Origin of the sequence: Novosphingobium sp. NDB2Meth1 (assembly GCF_900117425.1) — a bacterium.
GTDB lineage: Bacteria > Pseudomonadota > Alphaproteobacteria > Sphingomonadales > Sphingomonadaceae > Novosphingobium.
Genome location: NZ_FPEH01000011.1, coordinates 902,245 through 924,275, shown reverse-complemented (window position 1 = coordinate 924,275; position 22,031 = coordinate 902,245). Strand labels below are relative to the sequence as shown.

Genomic DNA, 22,031 nt, shown 5'->3' with positions numbered 1-22,031 from the left:
GCTGGCGGTCTGGCGCTACGACTACAACAACGAAAGGCCGCACTCGTCACTGGCGAACCGAACACCGGCACGAATATCAAACCGGTGGACTCTCGTTATGACCGCGGGACCAGCGGGGGGCAGGTCACTTTCCAGACCCACACTTGTGTTGGATAGAAGTGAACATATATAGAACATTGCAGATGCAGAAGATACGAAAAAAGCCGCATTTCTGCGGCTTTTTGGATATTTGCGGTGCTCTCTGGAAGCAAGCCTGGCGGAGACGGAGGGATTCGAACCCTCGGTACCGGTAATCCCAGTACGACGGTTTAGCAAACCGTTGGTTTCAGCCACTCACCCACGTCTCCGGATCGCAGCGGCGAGGGCGCGCTATAGCGAGGGAGTGGGGGGGCGGCAAGGGGCTTCCTGCGGGGATCATGCAGCCGGTGTGGATTCGCCTCGGCGCGAAATCGACTCGGCTCATCGCCGGTTCATTGTACCGGGCCGAGAGATGAGGGCCTGATAGCATGACAATGGGTCCGGCCATCAAACCGGGCCATAAACCGCCAACGGGCCGCAGGATGGGAAATCGGGTGATGAAGCTGAGCCGGAACATCGCGATCGGGCTTGCCGCCTTGGGCTTGATGCTGGGGTCGGGCGCAAGCGCGCAGGTGCAGCAGATCGATCCCAACTCTGCGATCGACGGGGATCTGCCCGCGAAGCCGGCTGCGGGATCCACGCCGCCCGCCAGCGCTCCGGCCCCCCTCCCGCCCGCTCCAGCCGCCACGACGACCGGAGGCGATCCTACATTTACCTCGCCGGCGGCCGGTAGCGACCCTGCCAAACCGGGTACGGCTTCGATTCCGCCTGCAGCCGGGCCATCCCAGGGCACGGCGGCCGATGGCACCACCTACCGTGAGGACGATCTCATCGGCGCGGCGGAAGGCGTGTTCGGCCGGGGTGCGAAGGGTCTTGCGCTGCTGATCCAGGACATTCTCAAGAAGCAGGGCCGGCCCAACGCCTACATCACCGGGCGCGAGGCGGGCGGTGCGGTCGTTGTCGGGCTGCGGTATGGTTCGGGCACGTTGCATCACAAGATCGAAGGTGAACGCCCGGTCTACTGGACGGGACCCTCCCTGGGTTTCGATCTCGGCGCCAATGCGGCGAACACCTTCGTGCTCGTCTACAACCTGCATGACAGCGAGGACCTCTTCCGCCGCTATGGCGCGGGCGAGGGGCAGGCCTACTTCGTCGGCGGGTTCAACGTGAGCTATCTGCGGCGCGGCGACATCGTGCTGATCCCGGTGCGGTTTGGCGCGGGGCTGCGGCTTGGCGTCAACGGCGGTTACATGAAGTTCCGCAAGACGCAGAACTGGGTCCCCTTCTAAGCAGAACCGCACCCCCTTGTGCGCGGGGCCGTTTGGGGGCAAAGGCGCGGCCATGCTCGAGACCCTGAACGCCCAGCCCGCCGACGCGCTGCTTGCGCTGATCAAGCTCCACAATGCCGATCCGCGGCCGACCAAGATCGACCTCGGCGTGGGTGTCTATCGCACTGGCGAAGGCGATACCCCGGTGTTCGGCGCGATCAAGGCGGCGGAGAAGATCCTGCTCGAGACGCAGGATTCCAAGGCCTATCTCGGACCGGAAGGTGACATGGGCTTTGTTCATGCGCTGATCCCTTATGTGTTCGGTGCCGATTTTGACCGCAGCCGGGTCGAAGGCATGCAGGCCCCTGGCGGCACTGGCGCAGTACGTCTGGCGGTGGAAGTGGCGGCGCGCGCGGGTGCCAAGCGCATCCTCATGGGTACGCCCTCGTGGCCCAACCATGCGCAGATCGTTTCAGCGGTCGGCCTCGAGCTCAAGACTTTCAAGCATATGACCGCCGAAGGCACAGCCGATCTCGAAGCGCTGCGCGCGGCGCTGGCCGATGCTGCACCAGGCGATGTCGTGCTGCTCCACGGCTGCTGCCACAACCCGACGGGCGTCGATTACACCACTGCGCAGTGGGACGAGATCGCGCAACTGGTGGCCGCTTCGGGTGTGCTGCCGCTGATCGACCTTGCCTATCAGGGCCTTGGCGACGGCATGGAAGCCGATTCCTATGGCCTGCGCAAGGTGCTCGCTGCGGTGCCGGAAGCTCTGGTGGCCTACAGCTGCGACAAGAACTTCGGGCTCTATCGTGATCGTGTGGGTGCGTTCTACGCGGTGACGGGTGATGCCGATGCGCTCGCCAAGACCATGGCCAACGGTGCGACGATTGCCCGTGCGAGCTGGTCAATGCCGCCCGATCACGGCGCCGCTGCGGTCCGCCTGATCCTTGGCGACGCCACGCTCACCGCACAGTGGATCGACGAGCTGACCGCGATGCGCGCGCGCATGGCCGAAGTGCGCGAACGGCTCGCCGCCGCGCAGCAGATCGGGCCGATCAACATGGCGCCGCTTGGCATGCAGAAGGGCCTCTTCTCGATGCTGCCGCTTTCGAGCGAGCAAATCATGGCGCTGCGCGAGAAGCACGGCGTTTACATGGCCGGGTCGGGCCGCGTGAACATCGCGGGCCTGACGACGGGGAATATCGAGGCGTTTGTCGCGGCGCTGAAGGACGTGGCAGGCTGATCAGCCCGCCGGCCTACCCTGCCGCCGCGAGGCTCTGCATCCGCTTGAGGTAGCGGGCGAGGACATCGATCTCGAGGTTCACTTCGCGCCCCGGCGCAAGGCTGCCCAGCGTGGTCACTTCCGCCGTGTGCGGGATGATGTTGAGCATGAAATGGCAGCTGCCGTCCGGCTGGTCGGCCAGGTCGTTGACCGTCAGCGAGACGCCATCGACGGTGATCGAGCCCTTGGCGGCGATGTAAGGCGCAAGCTCCTTCGGCGCCGAGACGACGACGTGCCACGAGCCGCCAATGCGGTCGACCGAGACGACATGGCCAACGGCATCGACATGGCCGGTTACGATATGGCCGCCTAGTTCGTCACCCAGCTTGAGTGCGGGTTCGAGATTGAGCGCGGCGTGCTCGTGCCACTGCGCGGGGGCAGTGCGGCGGATCGTTTCGCCCGAGACGTCGACCGCGAACCAGCTGTCTCCCGCCGCGCCGCCCTTGTCGACCACGGTCAGGCACACGCCCGAGCAGGCGATCGAGGCGCCGATGGCGATCTTGGCCGGGTCCATCGCGCAGGCGATTGTCACGCGCGTATCGCCCTTGGTGGCAATGGCGCGGATGCGGCCGACTTCGGTCACGATACCTGTGAACATGGGGGTCTCCTTCAGCGGATGCGGTCGTAGACGTCGAGCGTGTCGCTGCCAAGCCGCCGCCGGTCCGTCAGCGCCCAGCGGCCATGGGCATTGCCCAAGGAGGTAAGGCCGATATCGCCGAGGCCGGGCCTGCCCGCACCGATCAGGATGGGCGCGCGGTACAGCAGCAGGCGGTCGACGCGGTCGGCGGCGAGGAACGCGGCGGCAGCACCGGCACCGCCTTCGATCAGGAGGTACTGCGTTTCGCTGAAGCTGGCGGCAGGATCGGCGATGGCCTGCCAGCCGTCAGGGGCAGTTCCGCGCGTCAGCACCCAGCGGGCGGGGCTGCGCGTCTCGAGGCCGGGCAGGCGAACGTCGAGCCGTGGCGAATCGGTGCGGAGCGTCTCGCCGCCGACAAGGATGGCGTCGGATCGCGCGCGCATGGCGTGGCCGTGGGCGCGGGCTTCGGCTCCGGTGATCCACTGACTGGTGCCGTCGGCCATCGCGATGCAGCCGTCGAGCGAGGTGGCGAGCTTGAGCGTGGTGTGCGGGCGGCCATGGCGCGCGCGGGTGAGGTAGCCTTCCAGCGAGCGCAGCGAGGCGGGGGAGGGGAGCAGTTCCGCCGCGATCCCCGCAGCCCGCAGCGAGGCGATGCCGGCGCCGGCCGTGCGCGGGTCAGGGTCTTCGCAGCCGATCACCACGCGGGCCAAACCGGCTTCGCGGAGGAGGTGTGCGCAGGCCGGGCCGCGCTGGCTGTCATGCGCGCAAGGTTCGAGCGTAACGTAGGCTGTCGCGCCGCGCGCCGCCGCGCCCGCCTGTGCCAGCGCTTCGGCTTCGGCATGGGGGCGGCCGCCAGGCAGGGTCCATCCTCGCCCGATGACACGGCCATCCTTGACGATCAGAGCACCGACGGCGGGGTTTGGCCGGCTCAGCGGCCTTCCGCGCGCCGCGAGTGCAGCAGCGGCGTCCAGCCAGTCGGTATCACTGAACGCCACTGTGCTCAGGGCGTCTTTGCGGAGGGCGTTGCCACCGGCTTGACCAGTGACTGCTCGAGAATCGCCTTGTTGCGGGCATCGGCAGCGCGCTTGGCCGCTTCACGCTCGGCGCGGCCCTGCCGGTCCATCGCTTCGGTATCAAGCCCGGTGGCGGCACCAACCGCCTTGTACATCTTGCGTACGTCCTCGGCGCGGGCTTCTTCCTCGGCGGCTTCCGCGCGGGCCTTCTTGGTCGCTTCGATATTGCCGGCGATGATTTCCGCATCGCTGCGATCCGCGCGCCAGCTTTCGAAGTAGATCACTTCGGGCGGACGGGGCAGACCGCGACCGCCTTGCTGCCACATCACCGAAAAGATCCCGACCGTGACAGCGAGCGCCAGCGCAAGCGAGCGGAAGCGGAATTCGCTCGGCGCGCCGAGGATCTGCCAGAGATCCTTGACGGCGCGCACCGGGGAGACGTTGCGGAAAAACTCTTTCATGCGGGCCTAGATAGAACGTGGCGGGGCGCTGCGCCAGTGGCGGCGCACCAACGCGGAAGAAGGGCAGTCAACCGAACGGCTGATAGAGCAGGCGGCCTTCCGCCTTCAGCCAGCGGTTGGCCTGCTCGATGCGGCCCTCATAAAGCTTGGCCAGATGCACATGGAAGGCCGGGCTGTGGTCGAAATGCGTCATGTGCGCCACTTCATGCGCGACGACCGAGCGGCGCACGAAATCGGGCGCCATCACCAGCCGCCAGTTGATCCTGATCACACCCCGGCTGCTGCAGCTGCCCCAGCGCCGCCGCGCGCGGGACAGGGCAAGCTTGGGCATCGCCTTGCCTGCACGGTCGCAATAGTAGGCAAGGTCGGCTTCCGCCAGCCGCAAGGCTTCGGCTTCGAGCCAGCGACGCAAGCGGCCTTCCATGCCGTCTGCCGGGCCGCCGAGGACAAGTTGTCCATCCACCACGACCGGACGGCGCGGGGCGCGCTGCTGCCATTCGACGCGCAGCGGCTCACCGCGAAAGGTCAGCGTGAAGCCCGGCTCGATCTGCACGGGCGCCGGGATGCGTTCCAGTTGCGCCGCGAGCCAGTCACGGCGCTGCTGGGCAAACTGGAGCGCGTCGGCGGTGCGGCCCCATTCGGGCATCGAAATGCGCGCCTCGCTGCCATCGGGGGCAAGGCGCAAGGTGATGCGGCGCGCGGTTCGCAGGCGGCGGATCACGACGGGCAGTTCGCGGCCCGCTACAGAAAGCGTACGCGGCAGCGGTGCCGGGCGCGGTGCACGGCCGCGCGGCAGCAGGCGTGGCAGCGAGATCATGCGCGCTCTGCCCCGAAGCCGATGCCGCCCGGCACGATATGGTCCTCCAGCGGTCCGGCGAGCACTTCGCTCACCGCCTTGCCGATCACCGAGTGACCAGCGCGGCGCACTGCCTCGCGGTCTCCGCACTCGAGATAGTGCCAGGAAGGAAGCGGCTTGCCATCGGCGCGCAACCGGTAAGCGCACGTCGATGGCAGCCACGGCACTTCGCGCACCAGCCGCGGCGTCAGGCGCAGGCAATCGGGCACCATCGCCTTGCGGTGGCGGTAATCGGAGCAGCGCCCGGTCGAGAGATCGAGCAGGCGGCAGGCGACATTGGTGTGATGGACCTCGCCGGTATCCTCGTCTTCCAGCTTGTGGAGGCAGCACTTGCCGCAGCCGTCGCACAGCGCTTCCCACTCGTCGCGGGTCAGCGCCTCGACCGGCTTGTCCCAGAAGCGGGTGGAAGACGAAGGCATCAGCGGATCAATGCACCCATTTCGCGAATTCGTCAGCCACCGCGTTCGCGTCCTTGTCGACCGGCAGCAGCGCGATCGGCTGGCCCTGCGGACCCATCAGGTAGGCGGCGCGGCTGTGGTCCATCAGATAGTCATTGGGGCCGGTGCCCTGACCCTTCTTGTAATAGACCGCATAGGACTTGGCGATCTGGGCGATCTGCGCGTCGGTGCCGGTCAGGCCGATCAGTTCCTTGCCGAAATGCGCGGCGAACTGGCCGACGACCTCGGGCTTGTCGCGCGCAGGATCGATGGTGATGAACAGCGGCTGGACTTTCGCGGCGAGATCCGGGTGCGCCTTGGCGAACTTGTGGTAGCCCTGCATCAGCATCTGCACATCGAGCGGGCAGACGTCCGGGCAGAACGAATACCCGAAATAGAGCGTGGTGTAGCGGCCCTTGAAATCAGCCGCGCGCACGGTCTTGCCGGTCTTGTCGACCAATGTGAAATCGCCGCCGATGGCCGCGCCTTCGAGCGGCGGCGGCTCGCTGGAAGCACCACTGCAGGCTGCGAGGAGGAGCAGGGCACCTGCGGCGAAGGCGCTGCGCAGACGGGTACGAATAGGTCTAATGGGGTCCATGGCGCGGCGGTTCATGCTCTGCTAACCAGCGGCTTGCAAGGGGCGACTCTGTCACAAGTCGGGCAGAATGCGCGCTTTATCGAGAGGGACGGGGCTTTGGTGATGAGGGACAAGTCGGTGATCGCACGCACCATTCGCGTCGGGTTTGCCGCAGCAGCACTGCTCGGCACGCTTGGCGCAGCGCTGCCCGCGCATGCGCAGTTCTCCGAGAGCTACAAGTTCCTCGAAGCCGTGCGCAAGAAGGACGGCCAGAAAGTCACTGATGCACTCAACGAGCCGGGAAGCCAGATCGTCAACACCCGCGATGTCACCACCGGCGAGAGCGGCCTGCACATCGTGACCGCGCGCCGCGATCTCACGTGGATGCAGTTCCTCGTCGCGCGTGGTGCCAACGTCAACGCGCGCGACGCACGGGGGACGACGCCGCTGGTGCTTGCCTGCAATCTCGGCTTCATCGAAGGGGTCGAATTCCTGCTCACTTCGGGCGCCAAGGTCGACGAGCCGAACAACACCGGCGAAACCCCGCTGATCACCGCCGTGCACCGCCGCGATCTGGCAATGGTGCGTGCGCTGTTGAAGGCCGGGGCCAATCCGGATCGTCCTGACAATTCGGGCCGCTCGGCCCGCGATTACGCAACCCTTGAAGGCAAGGACAGCCCGGTCGCGGGCGAGCTCGCCAACACCGCCAAAGGCGGTTCCGCTCCCCAGAAGAAGACCTATGGCCCCTCGTTCTGAACGGACCCCAAGATGATCGATACTGCAACCGCCGACATCTCGCTCGAGGACCTGCGCTGCCTGCTCGCTCCGCATATCGCCGAAGCGGCGGCGTTCGAAGGCTGGAGCGAAGCGGCTGTGAACGAGGCGGCGGAGATTGCCGGGATCGATCCCGCTGCCGCGCGTTTTGCCTTTCAGGCTGAGGGCGGGCAATCGGCGGCGATGGCGATGATCACCGCCTGGGCGGGCAGCATTGATCGCGCGATGGCACAAGCTCTGCCGGCGGATCATCTCGCGACCATGAAAGTGCGCGAACGGATCACCGCGCTGGTCACCTTCCGGCTCGACCAGATCGCGGGCCGCGAGGAAGCGCTGCGCAGCGCGCTGATCGAGATGGCCAAGCCGTGGAATGTCCCCGCAGCGACCAGGCTCGCCTGGCGCAGCGCCGATGCGATGTGGCGGCTCGCGGGCGACACCGCGACGGACTACAACCACTACACCAAGCGTGCGATTCTGGGATCGATCTATGCTGCGACCTTGGCCGTGATGGCCGAGGACAAGAGCGAGGACCGCGAGGAGACCCGCGCTTTCCTGGCCCGCCGGATCGACGGCATCATGCGCTTCGAGAAGGCCAAGGCGCGCTTCACCAAGCCGAGCGACGAGACCTTCAGCGTGACGCGCCTGCTCGGCCGGTTGCGCTACCCGGCGCGCTGAGTCGAAACAGTTATTGCGAATGACTTGCAATGACCCCGGCGCTGTGGCAGCGCTTTCGGGGTGACCCTCGACGAACTCCCCCTTGGCACCCCGGCGCGCATCTTGAGTGCCGATTGGGACGCGCTTGTGCCGGAGGAGGCGCAGCGCCTGCGCGCGCTGGGGATCGAGGAAGGGGCCGAAGTGCGACTCGCCTATCGCGGCGTGTTCCTCGCGCGTGATCCGATAGCCGTCGAAATCGGGCGCATGACTGTCGCACTGCGCCGCGTCCACGCCCGCGCGATGCAGGTCGAACCGCTGGCAGTCGCCGCAGCATGACCCGCCAGACGATGATCGCCGCACTGGTCGGCAATCCCAATGCGGGCAAGAGCGCGCTGTTCAATGCGCTGACCGGAGCGCGGCAGAAGATCGCGAACTATCCCGGCGTTACGGTCGAGCGCAAATCGGGCCGCATGCTGCTGCCGAGCGGCGAACCGGTCGAACTGGTCGATCTGCCCGGCTCCTACAGCCTCAATCCCTCGAGCCCGGACGAGGAAGTCACCCGCGATGTGATCCTCGGCCGCATGGCGGGGCAGGCGCAGCCCGATGTGCTGGTGATCGTGCTCGATGCCTCGAACCTCGAGCAGCACCTTGTCTTTGCGCAGGAGATCATTGAGCTCGGCCGGCCGGTGGTCGTGGCGCTCAACATGGTCGATCTGGCCGAACGCGACGGGCTGGTGATCGATCCGACCGCGCTCTCCTCGGCGCTGGGCGTGCCGGTTTTCCCGACCGTTGCCGTGCGCAGGCGGGGCCTTGCCGAACTGACCGCAGCCGTCGCCGCACTGCGCGATGCGCCAGCGGGGGAACTGCCCGCGCATCGCCCGCACGTCACCGCGCCGGAGCGGCGCATGCTGGCCCGGCAGATGGCGCGCGGGGCGATTCTTTCGGAGACGGCGAAGCATCGCATCCATGCGCAACTCGACCGGGTCCTGCTGCACCCGTGGCTGGGACCGCCGGTGTTGCTGGCGCTGCTGTTCGTGGTGTTCCAGGCCGTGTTCAGCTGGGCCGCGCCGCTACAGGACTCGCTGGATGGCGGGGCCGCCGCCCTCGGTGATCTCGTGCGGGATGCGCTGCCCGCCTCGCTGCTGCGCGATTTCCTGACGGACGGGGTGATTGCGGGCGTGGGCGCAGTGGTCGTTTTCCTGCCGCAGATCCTGATCCTGTTCTTCTTCATCCTGACGATGGAAGCGACCGGCTACATGGCCCGCGCCGCCTTCCTGATGGACCGCGCGATGGCAGGCGTCGGCCTTTCGGGCCGCAGCTTCATCCCGTTGCTCTCCAGCTTTGCCTGCGCGGTGCCGGGGATCATGGCGACGCGCAGCATCACCGATCCCAAGGACCGGCTGACGACGATCCTGATCGCGCCGTTGATGACCTGTTCGGCCCGCCTCCCGGTCTATACCGTAATCATCGCCGCGTTTGTGCCCAACCGGCAGGTCCTTCCGGGGATCGGCCAGCAGGGGCTCGTGCTGTTCGGGCTCTATGTCCTCGGCGTGCTAGGCGCGATGGGCGCCGCGCTGCTTCTGCGCGGTACAGTCACCAAGGGCGCGGCCTCGGGCTTCATCATGGAAATGCCCAAGTACCAGTTGCCCACGGTGAAGGACCTCGCGCTCGGCCTTTGGCAGCGCGCCTACGTTTTCCTGCGCCGCGCCGGTACGATGATCCTCGGCGTGACAGTAGTGCTGTGGCTGCTGCTCAACCTGCCGCGCGCGGAGCATCCGCAGGATCAGGTCAACGCCTCGATCGCCGGCCATATCGCCAATGGCCTCGCCGTGGTGATCGAACCGATCGGCTTCAATCGCGATATCGCGCTGGCGCTGATCCCCGCGATGGCCGCGCGCGAAGTGGCGGTGAGCGCGCTCGCGACGACCTACGCGGTGGGCCAGAGCGACGATGCAGTGCAAGGGCAGGCGCTGGGCGAACGGCTCAAGGCGCACTGGAGCCTCGCCACCGCGCTCGCCTTCCTCGCGTGGTTCGTGTTCGCGCCGCAGTGCATGTCGACCATCGCCGTCACCCGACGCGAGACCAATGGCTGGACATGGCCCGCCTTCATGCTCGCCTACCTGTTCGGCCTCGCCTACGTCGCGGCCGGGATCACCTACTGGACCGCGGTCGCCTTCGGGCTTGGCTGAGTCTTGGGCTGATGCTGTGGAAACGGATGCGGTCAGACTCGCTCTGACTGGCACCAGGGTCTAGGTCAGAGCCTCACACGATACAGGATCGCGAATCAATGGCAGGCAGCGTCAACAAGGTCATTCTGGTCGGCAATCTGGGGCAGGATCCCGAGGTGAAGAGCTTCCAGAACGGCGGGCGCATCGCCAACTTGCGCATCGCCACCTCGGAGAGCTGGAAGGACCGCGCGACTGGCGAGCGCAAGGAGCGCACCGAGTGGCACAGCGTCGTGCTGCAGTCGGACGGCCTAGTCGGCGTTGCCGAGCGCTATCTGAAGAAGGGCAGCAAGGTCTACATCGAAGGCCAGCTGCGCACCCGCAAGTGGCAGGATCAATCCGGCAATGACCGTTACACGACCGAAATCTCGGTCGGCCCGAACGGCAACCTCACCATGCTCGACGGCGCGCAAGGCGGCGGTGGCGGCATGGGCGGTGGCGGCGGCCAGCGCTCGGGCGGCGGCTGGAATGACGGCGGCTCCAGCGGTGGCGGCCGTTCGGGTGGTGGCTCGTCCGGCGGCGGCTGGAATCAGGGTGGCGGCGGCTCGTCGGGCGGCGGCTTCGGCGATGACCTCGACGACGATATTCCGTTCTGAGGTGGAACCCATCTGCTAGATCCGATCACGTCACAACTCCGCTCACCCTGAGCTTGCCGAAGGGTGCTGACACCCCCGTCGCGCGGGATGCTTCGACAAGCTCAGCATGAGCGGGCGCAGGGTGATCAGGTCCCGCGGGTATCGCCGTAGAGGTGGATGTGCAGCCGGTCGGTAAAACGCCAGCCATGCGTCAGCGCGGCGCCACCCAGCCACCTTGACCGCTCGCGCAGGATTTCGCTGGTGATCCCCTCCGGCATCACGAACAGGCGCTCCGCCGGGATGCGGTAAAGCGCCTGCAGTTCGGCGACTTCGTTGAGGTCGTCCATGTCCGCCACGACGAACTTGAACCACGCCTTGGGGTTCGCCGCCCAATCGCGCAGCAGTTCGGGGACGAGCGCGAGGTCCTCGGCATTGCCCGAATGCGAGAGCTTGGGGCTGACGTTGAACTGATCGACCAGCTGGGTGATCGCATGCGGCGGCGGGACGCTGCCGTTGGTCTCGATCTCGACTTCGAGCCCGGGGACCGCTTCCTTCAGTATCGGGATCAGCTTTGCCAGCGAGGGCGCCTGCAGCAGCGGCTCGCCGCCGGTGATCACCAACCGCGTCGGACGCAGCGCGAGGATGCGCATGGCGACCTCGCGCACTTCGAGTGTGATCTGGTTCTCCATGCGCTCGAAGGTCAGATCGTCGCGGTGCGGACGGATGTCGCCGGTAAAGCGCCACGTATAGGCGGTGTCGCACCAGCGGCAGGCCAGATTGCAGCGCGAGAGGCGCACGAACACGCAAGGCCGGCCCACCGAGGGGCCTTCCCCTTGCAGCGAGGGGAAGATCTCCGGCTCGCCGGGCGAGGTCGTTGCGAGCGTGAGGCTCAACCCAGACGCGCCAGTGCAGCGGCGAGGCGGGTCGCCTCGGCGCGGTGGTGGGCATGGTCAGCACGGGCCTTCTCGACCGCTTCGGGCTTGGCCTTCTCGGCAAACGCCGGGTTGGAGAGGCGGCCTTCAAGCGACTTGGCTTCCTTTTCGGAGGCGGCGAGCGCCTTTTCGAGGCGGGCCTTTTCGGCGGCAATGTCGATCACGCCTTCAAGCGGCACGATGAGACTGGCGTCGCCCGCGCCGATCTGCATGGCGGCGCCTGACGGGGCCGGCGCAAAGTGGATTGCGCTGAGCCGAGCCAGCCGCTCGATCGCGGCGGGATTGGCCTCGATGATCGCGCGCGTCGCGGCGCTCGGTTCGGGCAGATAGGCTTCAAGCCGCGCACCCGGGGCGATGCCGAGTTCGTTCTTGGCTCCGCGCAAGTTGGAAACCAGAGCGATCAGCCATTCCACCTCCGCCTTGGCCGCCGCGTCAACGCCCGCCTGCGGGGCAGGCCATTCCGCAACGATCAGCTCCGCTGAACGCGCGCCCAGCGCATGCCACAGTTCCTCGGTCACGAAGGGCATGAAGGGGTGGAGCATGACGAGGATCTGGTCGAGCACCCAGCCCGCGACAGCGCGCGTCTCGTCGTCGAACGAACCCTTGATCAGCTCGATGTACCAGTCGCAGAACTGGTCCCACACGAAGTGATAGATCGCGTTGGCGGCGGCATCGAAGCGCAAGTCGGCCATCGCCTGATCCAGCGCGGCGACGGTTTCGACCACTTCGCCGATGATCCAGCGGTTGACCGCCGAGACAGGTTGGAAGCCCGGTCCCGTGTGATCGCCGACAGCGCCGACGATCCCGTTGCTCTGGCAGAAGCGCGCGGCGTTCCACAGCTTGGTGGCGAAGTTGCGATAGCCCTCGACGCGGCGCTCATCCATCTTCACGTCGCGGCCCTGGCTTTCCATGGCGCACATGAAGAAGCGCAGCGCATCGGCGCCGTACTTGTCGATCAGGCCCAGCGGATCGACCACGTTGCCCTTGGACTTGGACATTTTCTGCCCGTCCGCCGCGCGCACCAGCCCGTGCAGATAGAGCCGCTTCCACGGGTTCTGCCCAGTCATCGCCTGACCCATCATCATCATCCGCGCATCCCAGAAGAACAGGATGTCGAAGCCCGAAATGAGCAGGTCATTGGGGTAATGCTTCGCCACCAGCGGCGCATCCGCCTCCGGCCAGCCGAGCGTGGCGAAGGGCCAAAGCGCGGAGGAGAACCAGGTGTCGAGCACATCCTCGTCGCGGCTCAGCGTGACGTCCGCACCGGCCTTGGCCTGCGCTTCTGCCTCGCTCTCGGCGACGTAGCATTTGCCGTCCGAGCCATACCACGCCGGAATGCGGTGTCCCCACCACAGCTGGCGGGAAACGCACCACGGCTGGATGTTCTCCATCCAGTTGAAGAAGGTCTTCTCCCAGGTCTTCGGCACGATCTCGATCGCGCCCGAACGCACGGCTGCGATTGGCGCCTTGGCCAGTTCAGCCGCATTCACATACCACTGATCGGTCAGCATCGGCTCGATCACCACGCCGCCGCGGTCGCCGAACGGTTGCATGATGATCTTGTCCTCGACCTTGATCATCAGGCCGTCGGCGTCGATGTCCGCCACCACCTTTTTGCGCGCTTCGTAGCGGTCAAGTCCGCGGTAGGCCTCGGGCACGAGGTTAAGCGCGTCGATCTCGCTGGCGCTCGCCTTCTCGCCACCCGCAATCGCCTTCGCGCGCGCGGCCGCTTCCGCATAAGGCGCGCCGTCGGTCCGCATCGTCGCGGTCTCGTCCATCAGGCGGTACATCGGGATGCCGTTACGCTGGGCGACGCCGAAGTCGTTCTCGTCATGCGCGCCGGTGATCTTCACCGCGCCCGAACCAAACGTCGGGTCCGGATATTCGTCGGTAATGATCGGGATCAGGCGGCGGTGTTCCTTGGGCCCGACCGGGATCTCGCAGAGCTTGCCGACGATGGGGGCATAACGCGCGTCGTCGGGATGAACCGCCACCGCGCCGTCGCCCAGCATCGTCTCGGGCCGGGTCGTGGCGATAGCGATGTAGTCGCGCTCTTCCTCCAGTACGACGTTCCCATCGGCATCACGCTCGACGTATGTGTAGGTCTCGCCGCCCGCGAGCGGGTACTTGAAGTGCCACATATGGCCCTTCACCTCGCGCGCCTCGACTTCGAGGTCCGAGATCGCGGTCTTGAGCTTGGGGTCCCAGTTCACCAGCCGCTTGTCGCGGTAGATCAGGCCCTGATTGTAGAGATCGACGAAGACCTTCACGACCGCCTTGGTGAAGTGCGGGTCCATCGTGAACTGCTCGCGGCTCCAGTCCATCGAGCAGCCGAGGCGGCGCAACTGGCCGGTGATCGTGCCGCCGCTTTCCGCCTTCCACTCCCACACTTTCTCCACGAACTGCTCGCGGGTGTAGTTGGTGCGCTTGTCCTGCCGCGTTTCCAGCTGGCGCTCGACCACCATCTGCGTGGCGATGCCGGCATGGTCGGTGCCGACCACCCACAGCGCATCCTTGCCGCGCAGGCGCTCGTAGCGGATCACCACATCCTGCAGCGTGTTGTCGAGCGCGTGGCCGATATGGAGCGAGCCGGTCACGTTCGGTGGCGGGTTCACGATGGTGAAGGGCGCGGCGTCGGGGCGCTCGGGCCGGAACAGGCCGTTCTTTTCCCAGTGGGCATACCACTTGGCTTCGAGCCCCGCAGCCTCGAACGTCTTGGCGAGGGCGGCGGCCCCCTCCTGCTCTGCAATCGTCGCTTCGGTCATGATGCTGCGGGCCTTGCCATCCCGCGCCCACCGCTGCAAGTGCGTCAACGGGCCGGACTGCGCTTGCGGCCATGGGCGATTTCCCGCATGTAACGCCTACCATGCGGGCAACAGCCGATTTTATCACCGAAACGGATGCCGATGGGGGCGCTGCGCTGGTTCTTACCGGCCCGCTGACCGTTTCGGCAATGGGATCGGTGGATTCGCGGCTGCGTGCGCTGGAAGGTCCGTTCAAAGCCATCGACATCAGCCGCGCCAGCCGCATCGATACCGTTGGCGCGTGGACGGCATGGAGCCTTTCGCAGCGCTTTGGCGCGCCGATCACCGGCGCCTCGCCTGAAGCGGAGCGGCTGATCGGGGCGATCAGCGCGGTCGATGACAACACCGCTCCGGTCGAGGCACCGCGCCTGCCTCTCTATTTGCACGTGCCCCAGCAAGTGGGCGGTGTGATGATCGGACTCGGCCACGGCATGCTGCTGGTGCTCGGCTTCCTCGGCCAGATCGTGCTGGCGAGCGGCGTTCTCATTCGCCATCCGGGCAAGTTCCGCTTGCGCGCGCTGGTCCATCAGATGGAGCTGATGGGCGTCAACGCGCTCGCCATCATCGGCCTGATGAGCTTCCTTGTCGGCATCGTCATCGCGCAGCAGGGCGCGGTGCAGCTGCGCCAGTTCGGCGCCGAGATCTACACGGTGAACCTCGTCGGCCGCCTGAGCTTGCGCGAACTCGGTATCCTGATGACCGCGATCATGGTCGCGGGCCGCTCGGGCTCGGCCTTCGCCGCGCAGCTCGGCACGATGAAGCTGACCGAGGAAATCGATGCGATGCGCACGATCGGTGTCTCGCCGATCGAGGCGCTGGTGATCCCGCGCCTCCTCGCGACCATGCTGATGATGCCGCTGCTTGGGATCTATTCGGCCGCCATCGGCATCGTCGGCGGCGCGGCGCTTTCGGCGCTCACGCTCGGCATTCCCTTCTTCACTTTCCTCGCGCGCATTCAGGAAGTCGTGCCGCTGCACGACGTCTGGGTCGGCCTCATCAAGGGCCCGGTGTTCGGCCTGATTGTCGCCACATCGGGCTGCTATCAGGGCCTGCAGGTGAAGAGCAACGCCGAGGAGGTCGGCACGCGGACGACGGCGGCGGTGGTCATGGCGATCTTCATGGTGATCGTGCTCGACGCGTTTTTCGCGGTGTTCTTTTCGGAAGTGGGCTGGGGATGAGCGACGAAGGATTGCTCACCGCCTGCGCTGTGCCGCCTCCGCCGGGGAGCGAGGCGGACCTGTTCCCGATCCGCGTGCGCGGCCTCAAGAACGCGTTCGGCGACCATGTAATCCACGAGAACCTCGATCTCGACGTTCGGCGCGGCGAGATTCTTGGCGTGGTGGGCGGTTCGGGCACGGGCAAGTCGGTGCTGATGCGCTCGATCATCGGGCTGCAGATCCCCGAGGAAGGCACGATAGAAGTGCTCGGCAGCCCGATTACCGATGCGCGCGACGATGACGACATCGACATCCGCTGCCGCTGGGGCATCCTGTTTCAGGGCGGCGCATTGTTCTCCACGCTGACCGTGGCGGAGAACGTCGAAGTCCCCTTGCGCGAGTTCTACCCGGAGATCACCGACGAACTGCGCCATGAGATCGCGCGCTACAAGGTGCTGCTCTCGGGCCTCCCGGCGGAAGCGACGAGCAAGTACCCTAGTGAGCTTTCCGGCGGCATGAAGAAGCGCGCCGGTCTCGCCCGCGCGCTCGCGCTCGATCCCGAACTGCTGTTCCTCGACGAGCCGACCGCCGGGCTCGATCCCATCGGCGCGGCGGGGTTCGACCAGCTGATCCGCAGCCTGCAGCAGACGCTCGGCCTCACCGTGTTCCTGATTACCCACGATCTCGATACGCTCTACGAGATCTGCGACCGGGTGGCGGTGATCGCGGACAAGCGCGTGATCGCGGTGGGCACGATCCCCGAACTGATCGCCACCGATCACCCGTGGATCACTTCGTACTTCAACGGCCCGCGCGGCCGCGCCGCAATGGCGGCAAACGAGCGCAACGCTGCCCTTGGCACCGCCGGGCAGGAGGCATAGGGATAGCCGATGGAAACGCGCGCCAATCACATCTGGGTGGGGATCGTCACCCTCTTGCTGCTGGCGGGGCTTGCGGCGCTGCTGATCTGGATCGCGCGGCTGAGCCAGCACGAGCAGAAGGACTATGACATCTTCTTCAAGCAATCGGTCGACGGCGTCGCGAAGGGCTCGGAAGTGTCCTATTCCGGCGTGCCGGTGGGGCAGGTGAAGGACATCGCGCTGTGGGAGAAAGACCCCAGCTTCGTGCGCGTGCGGATCAAGGTCGATCGCAAGGTGAAGCTGCTGCAGGGCACCACCGCCAGCCTGCAGGGCAGCTTCACCGGCGTGTCGACCATCCAGCTGACCGGCGCGATCAAGGATGCGCCCGAGATCGACGAGCCCGGTCCTGCAGGTGCGCCGGTGATCCCGACCAAGCGCAGCGGTCTGGGCGAGATCCTCTCGACCACCCCGCTCCTGCTCGAACGCCTGGCGACGCTGACAGAGCGATTGACGATGGTTCTCTCTGACCAGAACCAGAAAGCCTTCGCCAATATCCTTGCGCATACCGACCAGCTGACCGGCAATCTCGCCAATGCCTCGCCCGAGGTGAAGAAGTCGCTGGCCGAGCTGCAACTGACCCTGAAGCAGGCGACCACCACGCTGGCGACCGTCGACAGGCTGGCGGCCTCGACCGATGCCTCGATCAACGATCCTTCGAACGGGCTGACGAAGCAGTTGCGCGCCACACTCAAATCGGCGCAGGCGGCGGCGGACTCGCTGCAGGCGACAATGAACGAGACCAAGCCCGCCGCGAAGCAGTTCAACGACCGCACACTGCCCGCCTTCGAAGCGGCGCTGCGCGATATCGAGGCCACTTCGCGCTCGATCCGCCAGATGACCGACACGATCAACGATCGCGGCATCGGCAGCGTCGTGGGAAGCCCCAAACTGCCGGACTACAAGCCATGAGCGCCCGCATGACCCGAACTTTTGCCCTGTCGCTCGCGCTGCTGGCGGCGCTCTCCGGTTGTGTGCGGATCGGGGCGAAGCCGCCCGGCACTTTCCTCACGCTGACGCCGGACGCGGCGCCGACTGCAGGCGCGACCAGCAGCGGCACCTTGAGCGAAGCGACGGTTGTGCTCGAACCTTCGGCCGCGGCATCGATCTCGGTGCTGCGTATTCCGGTGCAGATCGATGCTTCCAACGTCGCCTATATCCGCGGCACGCAGTGGGTGGAGCGCCCCAGCCGCGCCTTCCAGCACCTGCTCGCCGACACGCTGCGTGCACGCGGCAAGGGGCTGGTGGTCGAGACCGACCGCGCCACCACCGGCACGCGCATCGGCGGTCAACTGCTGGCGATGGGGTTCGATGCGCAGACGCGTTCAGCCGTTGTGCGCTTCGATGCGATGAAGTGGCTGGCAGGCGGCAAGATCGAGACGCGGCGCTTTGAAAGCACCGTGCGCGGTGTCGATCCCTCGCCGAACGAGATTGGCCCGGCTCTCAACAAAGCGGCCAACAAAGTGGCGGGCGAGATCGCAGACTGGGTGGGCTAAACCCGCGCCAGCACTGCAAACTTCGCCGCCGCGGCAAAGGCTGCATGCCGGCGCGCGCGGCGGTCCTGCGCTTCGGCGTCCTTGCCCCAGAGCTCGGCCTGCCAGTCTTCCTCAAGATTGGCCGCATCCCATAGCGCGTCTACATCGGCACCGGGTTCCACCGCCATCAGCCCGAGCACCAGCGAGGCAGCGAGCGAGGCCGTGTTCTTCACCGCCGCCAGCGTGAAGCCGTCGCGCGTGGCGAGGTCTTCGCGCAGGCGGGCCAGCGTTTCCTCGGGCTGCGGGCGGTGCATGATCCCGGCCACGCGCACGAAGCGTATATCCCATCGCGCCTCCGCGGCGGTCAGCAGCGGATCCCACACCGCGCGCTGGCGGATGCCGAGCGCTTCGTCCGGTTCGGCGCGGTAGCACAGGGTGTCGGTCTCGGCGTAGGGGATCAGTTCGTCCACCACCGCCGCCTTGCCGGGCGTCACCACGTCGATGGCGTAATCCACCAGGTCGCGGAACACGAAGCGGGCAGGATCGATCTCCTCGCCTTGTCCGGACCACTCTGCCGCCATCGCTTCGGCCAGCGGCGCTGTCGGCACGATCTGCGGCGCACCGCCGACCGTACGCAGGCCCCGGCCATCGAGCATGACCCTGAAGCCGCTGCCTTCGACAGCAACGGTAACCGCCTTGTAGAAACGCTTCATGGACGACTTTTCCAGCGCCTCGCGAGCAAGAGCGGGGCGACGAAAAAGTCGACTAGTCCTGCCGCGATCAGCACATAACCTGCCGCTTCGGGCAGCCTTGGCAGCCACGCGACTTTGCCGGTGATGATCAGCACCCCGCCAAGCGCCAGCAGCGCGCCGGACAGACGCACCATCTGAAGGACGGCAAAGCGCGCGGCGGCGGGATCGCGCTCCGGAGAGGTGTTCATTCCATGCCCTTCAGGAGCAGGCGCAGTTCGGCGATCGACCCGGCCACCGCCTCTGCCCCCGCTTCCACCAATTCGCGCGGGTGGTGATAGCCCCAGTCGACGCCGATGGCGCGGACCCCGGCGTTGACTGCCATGGACATGTCGAATGCGGTATCGCCGATCATCGCGGTCTCGCTCGGGCTCGCACCGCTTTCTGCAAGGCAAGCCTCGATCATGCTGGGGTGCGGCTTGGAGGGGTGCCGGTCCGCCGTCTGCAAGGTGATGAAGTGCCCGGCCAGACCATGCGTTTCGAGGCAGTGGGCAAGGCCTCGGTCGCTCTTGCCGGTGGCGACGCCGAGCAGCCAGCCCGCGCCTGCCAGTTCCTCGATCAGGGCGGCAATGCCTTCGTAGAGCGGTTCGGCCACTTGCCCCGCCATGCGCCGCTCACGGAACGCGTCGCGGTAGAGCTGCGCAAGCATCGAATGGTCGTCCGCCGTTCCATCGGGCCGCAGGCGGCGCATTGCCTCGGGCAGCGAAAGGCCGACCACGCGGCGCGTGGCATTGCGGTCCGGCGGGACGAGCCCAGCGGCCTCGAACGCCGCATCCATCGCCGCGCAGATATCGGCCTGGCTATCGACCAGGGTGCCGTCGCAATCGAAGATGGCCAGCCGCAAGCTCATTTCCCGAACTGCTCCATCAGCGCTGCGAGCGCGAGCTTGCCTTCGCCCTTGAGACCTTCGATCACGCGATTGCGCTCCTCGGCCGGCTTGTTCTGCGAAAGCTTCAGGGTGGGCCGCCAAGCCTCGACCGTCAACTCGAAGCCGACGATCATGTCCATCATGCGGTCGCGCTTGATCCGGGCCATCTTGTCCATGGTCCACGGCGTGCCTTCGCTCACCCGCGCCTCGTGGTGGGCCGAAACGTCTTCCAGCAATGCATGCAGCCCATCGCGGTCCATGCGCCGGACCGGGCCTTCCATTTCGAGCGCGAGGTAGTTCCAGGTCGGCACCTGATCGGGATCGCTGTACCAGCGCGCCGAGATATAGCCGTCCGGCCCGTTGACCACCGCCAGCGCCCGCGCGCCATCGAGATGGCGGGTCAGCGCATTGCCGAGCGCGAGGTGGAACCGCAGCGTTCCCGCATCCGTCAGCAGCAGCGGCACATGGGCGACACGTGGGCCGTCCGGTGTGGTCAGGAAGACCATGCCGAAGCCGGTCTCCTCGATCAGCGCGGCATAGAGCGCGCGGTCGTCCGAACGAAAGGCGGGATTGGGGTGCATCAGGCCTTGGGCCCTCGGCGCGGCGGTGCACCGCGCTTCGGCGCTGCCTTGGGCGCGGTCGGCTTGCTGCCAACGCCCTTCTTGACACCCCCGCGCGGCTTCGGCGCGCTGCGACCGGACGGAGGCGCATCGGCGCGCTTGCGGCGCTCGCCCCGGCGTTCCTTGCGGTACTCCTTGGCGTGGGCCTTGGCGGCACGTTTCTCGATCACCTTGTCGGGGATAAGCTTGACTGGCTCCAGCTGCAGATCGCCGTCGGCTTCCTCGAAGCCCAGTTGCGCCATGCTCGCCGCGAAGTGCTCGGGCAGCGGTGCGGTCACATCGAGAAGGTCGCCTTCGGGATGCTCGATCCTGAGGCGGCGCGCATGGAGGTGCATCTTGCGGCTGATTGATCCCGTCAGGAATGCCGCCTGCCCGCCATATTTGCCGTCGCCGACGATGGGGTGCCCGATGGCCGCCATGTGCACGCGCAGCTGGTGCGTGCGCCCCGTCAGCGGCTGAAGCTCGACCCAGCATGCGGCATTGCCCGCGCGGCCGATCACGCGGTAGCGGGTGCGAGCGGATTGGCCGTGCTCGGTCTCGTCGACCATCATCTTCTCGCCGCCGGTGCCCGGCTGCTTGGCGAGCGGCAGTTCGATCAGGCCGTCTTTCACATCCGGCACGCCGGTCACTAGCGCCCAGTAGATCTTGCGCGCGCTGCGGCCCGAAAAGCGCTTGGAGAAGAACGCCGCGCTGCCCGGGGTGCGGGCGATCAGGAGGACGCCTGAGGTATCCTTGTCGAGCCGGTGGACGAGACGTGGGCGCGGACCCTTCTCCTCGGCATAGGCATCGAGCAGCCCGTCGACATGCTCATGCGTGCCGCTGCCGCCTTGCGTGGCCAGCCCCGGCGGTTTGTTGAGCACGATGGCGGCGCGGTCCTTGGTCAGCACCATGCTGTCGGCCAGCGCGATCTGTTCGGGCGTAAGTGGCTTGCGGGGGCGGGCACCCTTGGCGGCGGCAGGGGCACTGCCACCGGGCGGCACGCGCAGCACCTGGCCCTTTTCGAGCCGCGTATCGACATCGGCGCGCTTGCCATCGACGCGCAGCTGTCCGGTCCGCGCCCAGCGCGAGACGGTCGCGAAGCCGACGGCGGGCAGGTTGCGTTTGAACCAGCGGTCGAGCCGGACGCCGTCGTCATCTTTGGTGACGGTGAACTGGCGGACGTCGTCCGATGCGTCGGGGCCGCTCATGCCGCCACCCGCATCAGCCAGAGCCCGGCAAACAGCGCGGCAAAACCTGCCACCAGCGATGCAGCCACATAGGCCGCCGCCAGCCCCAGCTGCCCGCGTTCAACAAACAGCGCGAACTCCAGCGCAAAGGAGGAAAACGTGGTGTAGCCGCCCAGCACGCCGACGCCGAGCAGCAGCCGCCACTGCTCGCCCTCCGAGCCATGACGCGCCAGCCACCCGGCGAGAAGGCCCATCGCAGCGCTGCCCAGCACGTTGACGGTGAGGGTGGCCCAGGGAAAAGCGCTCGCGGCCACAGGTCCGATGGCCGCAAGATACAGGCGGCCGGTCTGGTAGCGCAGCCAAGCGCCGAGCGCGCCGCCGGCGGCGACCGCAAGGCCGGGTGGGACACTGGAAAGCAAAGGTGTGGTAGACGTCATTCGCCATGCCCCTAACGCAGCCATGCGCCAAATGCACGAGATTGCTTGCCTTGGCGGGCCTCTTTTGGTAGCGGGCGCCCAGTTGGAGCCGATCCCGTCGGATTCGGCCCGTTATCTATTTCATAA

At 66.7% G+C, this 22,031-nt stretch carries 26 protein-coding genes and 1 tRNA gene; 12 read left to right on the top strand and 15 right to left on the bottom strand.

Going from position 1 to position 22,031, the window contains the following annotated elements:
* The coding region (locus tag NDB2M1_RS23400; RefSeq protein ID WP_171955319.1) for an integrase core domain-containing protein at positions 1-172 on the top strand (172 nt) is incomplete at its 5' end.
* Positions 173-254: 82 nt separating this feature from the next.
* On the opposite strand, the gene NDB2M1_RS04820 is transcribed toward NDB2M1_RS23400, so the two are convergent.
* Positions 255-347 (bottom strand) — tRNA-Ser (locus tag NDB2M1_RS04820).
* 228 nt (positions 348-575) lie between these two features.
* Between NDB2M1_RS04820 and NDB2M1_RS04815 the strand changes: the two genes are divergently transcribed.
* Positions 576-1,367: a DUF1134 domain-containing protein gene (locus tag NDB2M1_RS04815; RefSeq protein ID WP_171955318.1), complete on the top strand. Its 792-nt coding sequence runs from the start codon at positions 576-578 to the stop codon at positions 1,365-1,367.
* 52 nt (positions 1,368-1,419) lie between these two features.
* Positions 1,420-2,592, top strand: coding sequence for an amino acid aminotransferase (locus tag NDB2M1_RS04810; RefSeq protein ID WP_072379950.1), 1,173 nt, complete (start codon positions 1,420-1,422; stop codon positions 2,590-2,592).
* Between the two features lie 13 nt (positions 2,593-2,605).
* Here NDB2M1_RS04810 and NDB2M1_RS04805 read toward each other — a convergent pair whose 3' ends face one another.
* The 6 genes from NDB2M1_RS04805 to NDB2M1_RS04780 all read right to left on the bottom strand — a co-directional run bounded on the left by NDB2M1_RS04805 (position 2,606) and on the right by NDB2M1_RS04780 (position 6,588).
* Positions 2,606-3,229 carry a riboflavin synthase gene (locus NDB2M1_RS04805; RefSeq protein ID WP_054121638.1) on the bottom strand — a complete coding sequence of 208 codons (624 nt, stop codon included), beginning with the start codon at positions 3,227-3,229 and terminating at the stop codon, positions 2,606-2,608.
* An 11-nt stretch (positions 3,230-3,240) separates the two neighbouring features.
* The gene (ribD, locus tag NDB2M1_RS04800) at positions 3,241-4,212 is read right to left on the bottom strand and encodes a bifunctional diaminohydroxyphosphoribosylaminopyrimidine deaminase/5-amino-6-(5-phosphoribosylamino)uracil reductase RibD (protein ID WP_072379948.1); all 972 of its coding nucleotides are present in this window, start codon (positions 4,210-4,212) and stop codon (positions 3,241-3,243) included.
* Positions 4,209-4,682, bottom strand: coding sequence for a hypothetical protein (locus NDB2M1_RS04795; protein ID WP_072379947.1), 474 nt, complete (start codon positions 4,680-4,682; stop codon positions 4,209-4,211). Before NDB2M1_RS04795 ends, ribD begins: the two co-directional genes overlap by 4 nt.
* Positions 4,683-4,749: 67 nt before the next feature.
* Positions 4,750-5,499 carry a M48 family metallopeptidase gene (locus NDB2M1_RS04790; protein ID WP_072379945.1) on the bottom strand — a complete coding sequence of 250 codons (750 nt, stop codon included), beginning with the start codon at positions 5,497-5,499 and terminating at the stop codon, positions 4,750-4,752.
* On the bottom strand, positions 5,496-5,957 hold the full coding sequence (locus NDB2M1_RS04785) for a YcgN family cysteine cluster protein (RefSeq protein WP_054121634.1): 462 nt from the start codon (positions 5,955-5,957) through the stop codon (positions 5,496-5,498). The genes NDB2M1_RS04790 and NDB2M1_RS04785 overlap by 4 nt, the downstream gene beginning before the upstream one ends.
* A 7-nt stretch (positions 5,958-5,964) precedes the next feature.
* Positions 5,965-6,588 carry an SCO family protein gene (locus NDB2M1_RS04780; RefSeq protein ID WP_143146612.1) on the bottom strand — a complete coding sequence of 208 codons (624 nt, stop codon included), beginning with the start codon at positions 6,586-6,588 and terminating at the stop codon, positions 5,965-5,967.
* 87 nt (positions 6,589-6,675) lie between these two features.
* Between NDB2M1_RS04780 and NDB2M1_RS04775 the strand changes: the two genes are divergently transcribed.
* From NDB2M1_RS04775 to ssb, 5 genes are all read left to right on the top strand, one after another.
* Positions 6,676-7,308 carry an ankyrin repeat domain-containing protein gene (locus tag NDB2M1_RS04775; RefSeq protein ID WP_054121633.1) on the top strand — a complete coding sequence of 211 codons (633 nt, stop codon included), beginning with the start codon at positions 6,676-6,678 and terminating at the stop codon, positions 7,306-7,308.
* Positions 7,309-7,320: 12 nt separating this feature from the next.
* Positions 7,321-8,001 carry a COQ9 family protein gene (locus NDB2M1_RS04770; protein ID WP_072379943.1) on the top strand — a complete coding sequence of 227 codons (681 nt, stop codon included), beginning with the start codon at positions 7,321-7,323 and terminating at the stop codon, positions 7,999-8,001.
* A 60-nt stretch (positions 8,002-8,061) separates the two neighbouring features.
* Positions 8,062-8,316 (top strand): FeoA family protein, encoded by a 255-nt coding sequence (locus tag NDB2M1_RS04765; protein ID WP_072379941.1) that lies wholly within the window; start codon positions 8,062-8,064, stop codon positions 8,314-8,316.
* On the top strand, positions 8,313-10,169 hold the full coding sequence (locus tag NDB2M1_RS04760; RefSeq protein WP_072379939.1) for a ferrous iron transporter B: 1,857 nt from the start codon (positions 8,313-8,315) through the stop codon (positions 10,167-10,169). The genes NDB2M1_RS04765 and NDB2M1_RS04760 overlap by 4 nt, the downstream gene beginning before the upstream one ends.
* A gap of 98 nt (positions 10,170-10,267) precedes the next feature.
* A complete protein-coding gene (ssb, locus tag NDB2M1_RS04755; RefSeq protein WP_072379937.1) occupies positions 10,268-10,801 on the top strand; it encodes a single-stranded DNA-binding protein in 534 nt (177 codons plus the stop codon).
* A gap of 125 nt (positions 10,802-10,926) precedes the next feature.
* On the opposite strand, the gene NDB2M1_RS04750 is transcribed toward ssb, so the two are convergent.
* Entirely contained in the window at positions 10,927-11,673 is a 747-nt protein-coding gene (locus NDB2M1_RS04750) for a 7-carboxy-7-deazaguanine synthase QueE (protein WP_072379935.1), read from the bottom strand.
* Positions 11,670-14,477, bottom strand: coding sequence for a valine--tRNA ligase (locus tag NDB2M1_RS04745; RefSeq protein ID WP_083554671.1), 2,808 nt, complete (start codon positions 14,475-14,477; stop codon positions 11,670-11,672). Before NDB2M1_RS04745 ends, NDB2M1_RS04750 begins: the two co-directional genes overlap by 4 nt.
* Positions 14,478-14,578: 101 nt before the next feature.
* Here NDB2M1_RS04745 and NDB2M1_RS04740 point away from each other — a divergent pair, with 101 nt between their 5' ends.
* From NDB2M1_RS04740 to NDB2M1_RS04725, 4 genes are read left to right on the top strand one after another with little or no spacing between them, the layout of a single operon-like run.
* Entirely contained in the window at positions 14,579-15,694 is a 1,116-nt protein-coding gene (locus NDB2M1_RS04740) for an MlaE family ABC transporter permease (RefSeq protein ID WP_072379933.1), read from the top strand.
* Complete coding sequence (locus NDB2M1_RS04735; protein WP_083554649.1) at positions 15,691-16,554, top strand: ABC transporter ATP-binding protein; 864 nt, start codon at positions 15,691-15,693, stop codon at positions 16,552-16,554. Before NDB2M1_RS04740 ends, NDB2M1_RS04735 begins: the two co-directional genes overlap by 4 nt.
* Positions 16,555-16,563: 9 nt before the next feature.
* Positions 16,564-17,502: an MlaD family protein gene (locus tag NDB2M1_RS04730; RefSeq protein ID WP_072379931.1), complete on the top strand. Its 939-nt coding sequence runs from the start codon at positions 16,564-16,566 to the stop codon at positions 17,500-17,502.
* Between the two features lie 8 nt (positions 17,503-17,510).
* A complete protein-coding gene (locus NDB2M1_RS04725) occupies positions 17,511-18,086 on the top strand; it encodes an ABC-type transport auxiliary lipoprotein family protein (protein WP_082364581.1) in 576 nt (191 codons plus the stop codon).
* Here NDB2M1_RS04725 and NDB2M1_RS04720 read toward each other — a convergent pair.
* From NDB2M1_RS04720 to crcB, 6 genes are read right to left on the bottom strand one after another with little or no spacing between them, the layout of a single operon-like run.
* Positions 18,083-18,778, bottom strand: a complete 696-nt coding sequence (locus tag NDB2M1_RS04720; protein WP_072379929.1) for an ATP12 family chaperone protein — start codon at positions 18,776-18,778, stop codon at positions 18,083-18,085. The genes NDB2M1_RS04725 and NDB2M1_RS04720 overlap by 4 nt on opposite strands.
* Positions 18,775-19,005: a hypothetical protein gene (locus NDB2M1_RS04715; protein ID WP_072379927.1), complete on the bottom strand. Its 231-nt coding sequence runs from the start codon at positions 19,003-19,005 to the stop codon at positions 18,775-18,777. Before NDB2M1_RS04715 ends, NDB2M1_RS04720 begins: the two co-directional genes overlap by 4 nt.
* A complete protein-coding gene (locus NDB2M1_RS04710) occupies positions 19,002-19,664 on the bottom strand; it encodes an HAD-IA family hydrolase (RefSeq protein ID WP_054121622.1) in 663 nt (220 codons plus the stop codon). Before NDB2M1_RS04710 ends, NDB2M1_RS04715 begins: the two co-directional genes overlap by 4 nt.
* Positions 19,661-20,263 (bottom strand): FMN-binding negative transcriptional regulator, encoded by a 603-nt coding sequence (locus NDB2M1_RS04705; RefSeq protein ID WP_072379925.1) that lies wholly within the window; start codon positions 20,261-20,263, stop codon positions 19,661-19,663. Before NDB2M1_RS04705 ends, NDB2M1_RS04710 begins: the two co-directional genes overlap by 4 nt.
* Positions 20,263-21,489 (bottom strand): RluA family pseudouridine synthase, encoded by a 1,227-nt coding sequence (locus NDB2M1_RS04700; protein WP_072379923.1) that lies wholly within the window; start codon positions 21,487-21,489, stop codon positions 20,263-20,265. Before NDB2M1_RS04700 ends, NDB2M1_RS04705 begins: the two co-directional genes overlap by 1 nt.
* Complete coding sequence (gene crcB, locus NDB2M1_RS04695; RefSeq protein ID WP_072379921.1) at positions 21,486-21,905, bottom strand: fluoride efflux transporter CrcB; 420 nt, start codon at positions 21,903-21,905, stop codon at positions 21,486-21,488. Before crcB ends, NDB2M1_RS04700 begins: the two co-directional genes overlap by 4 nt.
* Positions 21,906-22,031: the final 126 nt, after the last annotated feature.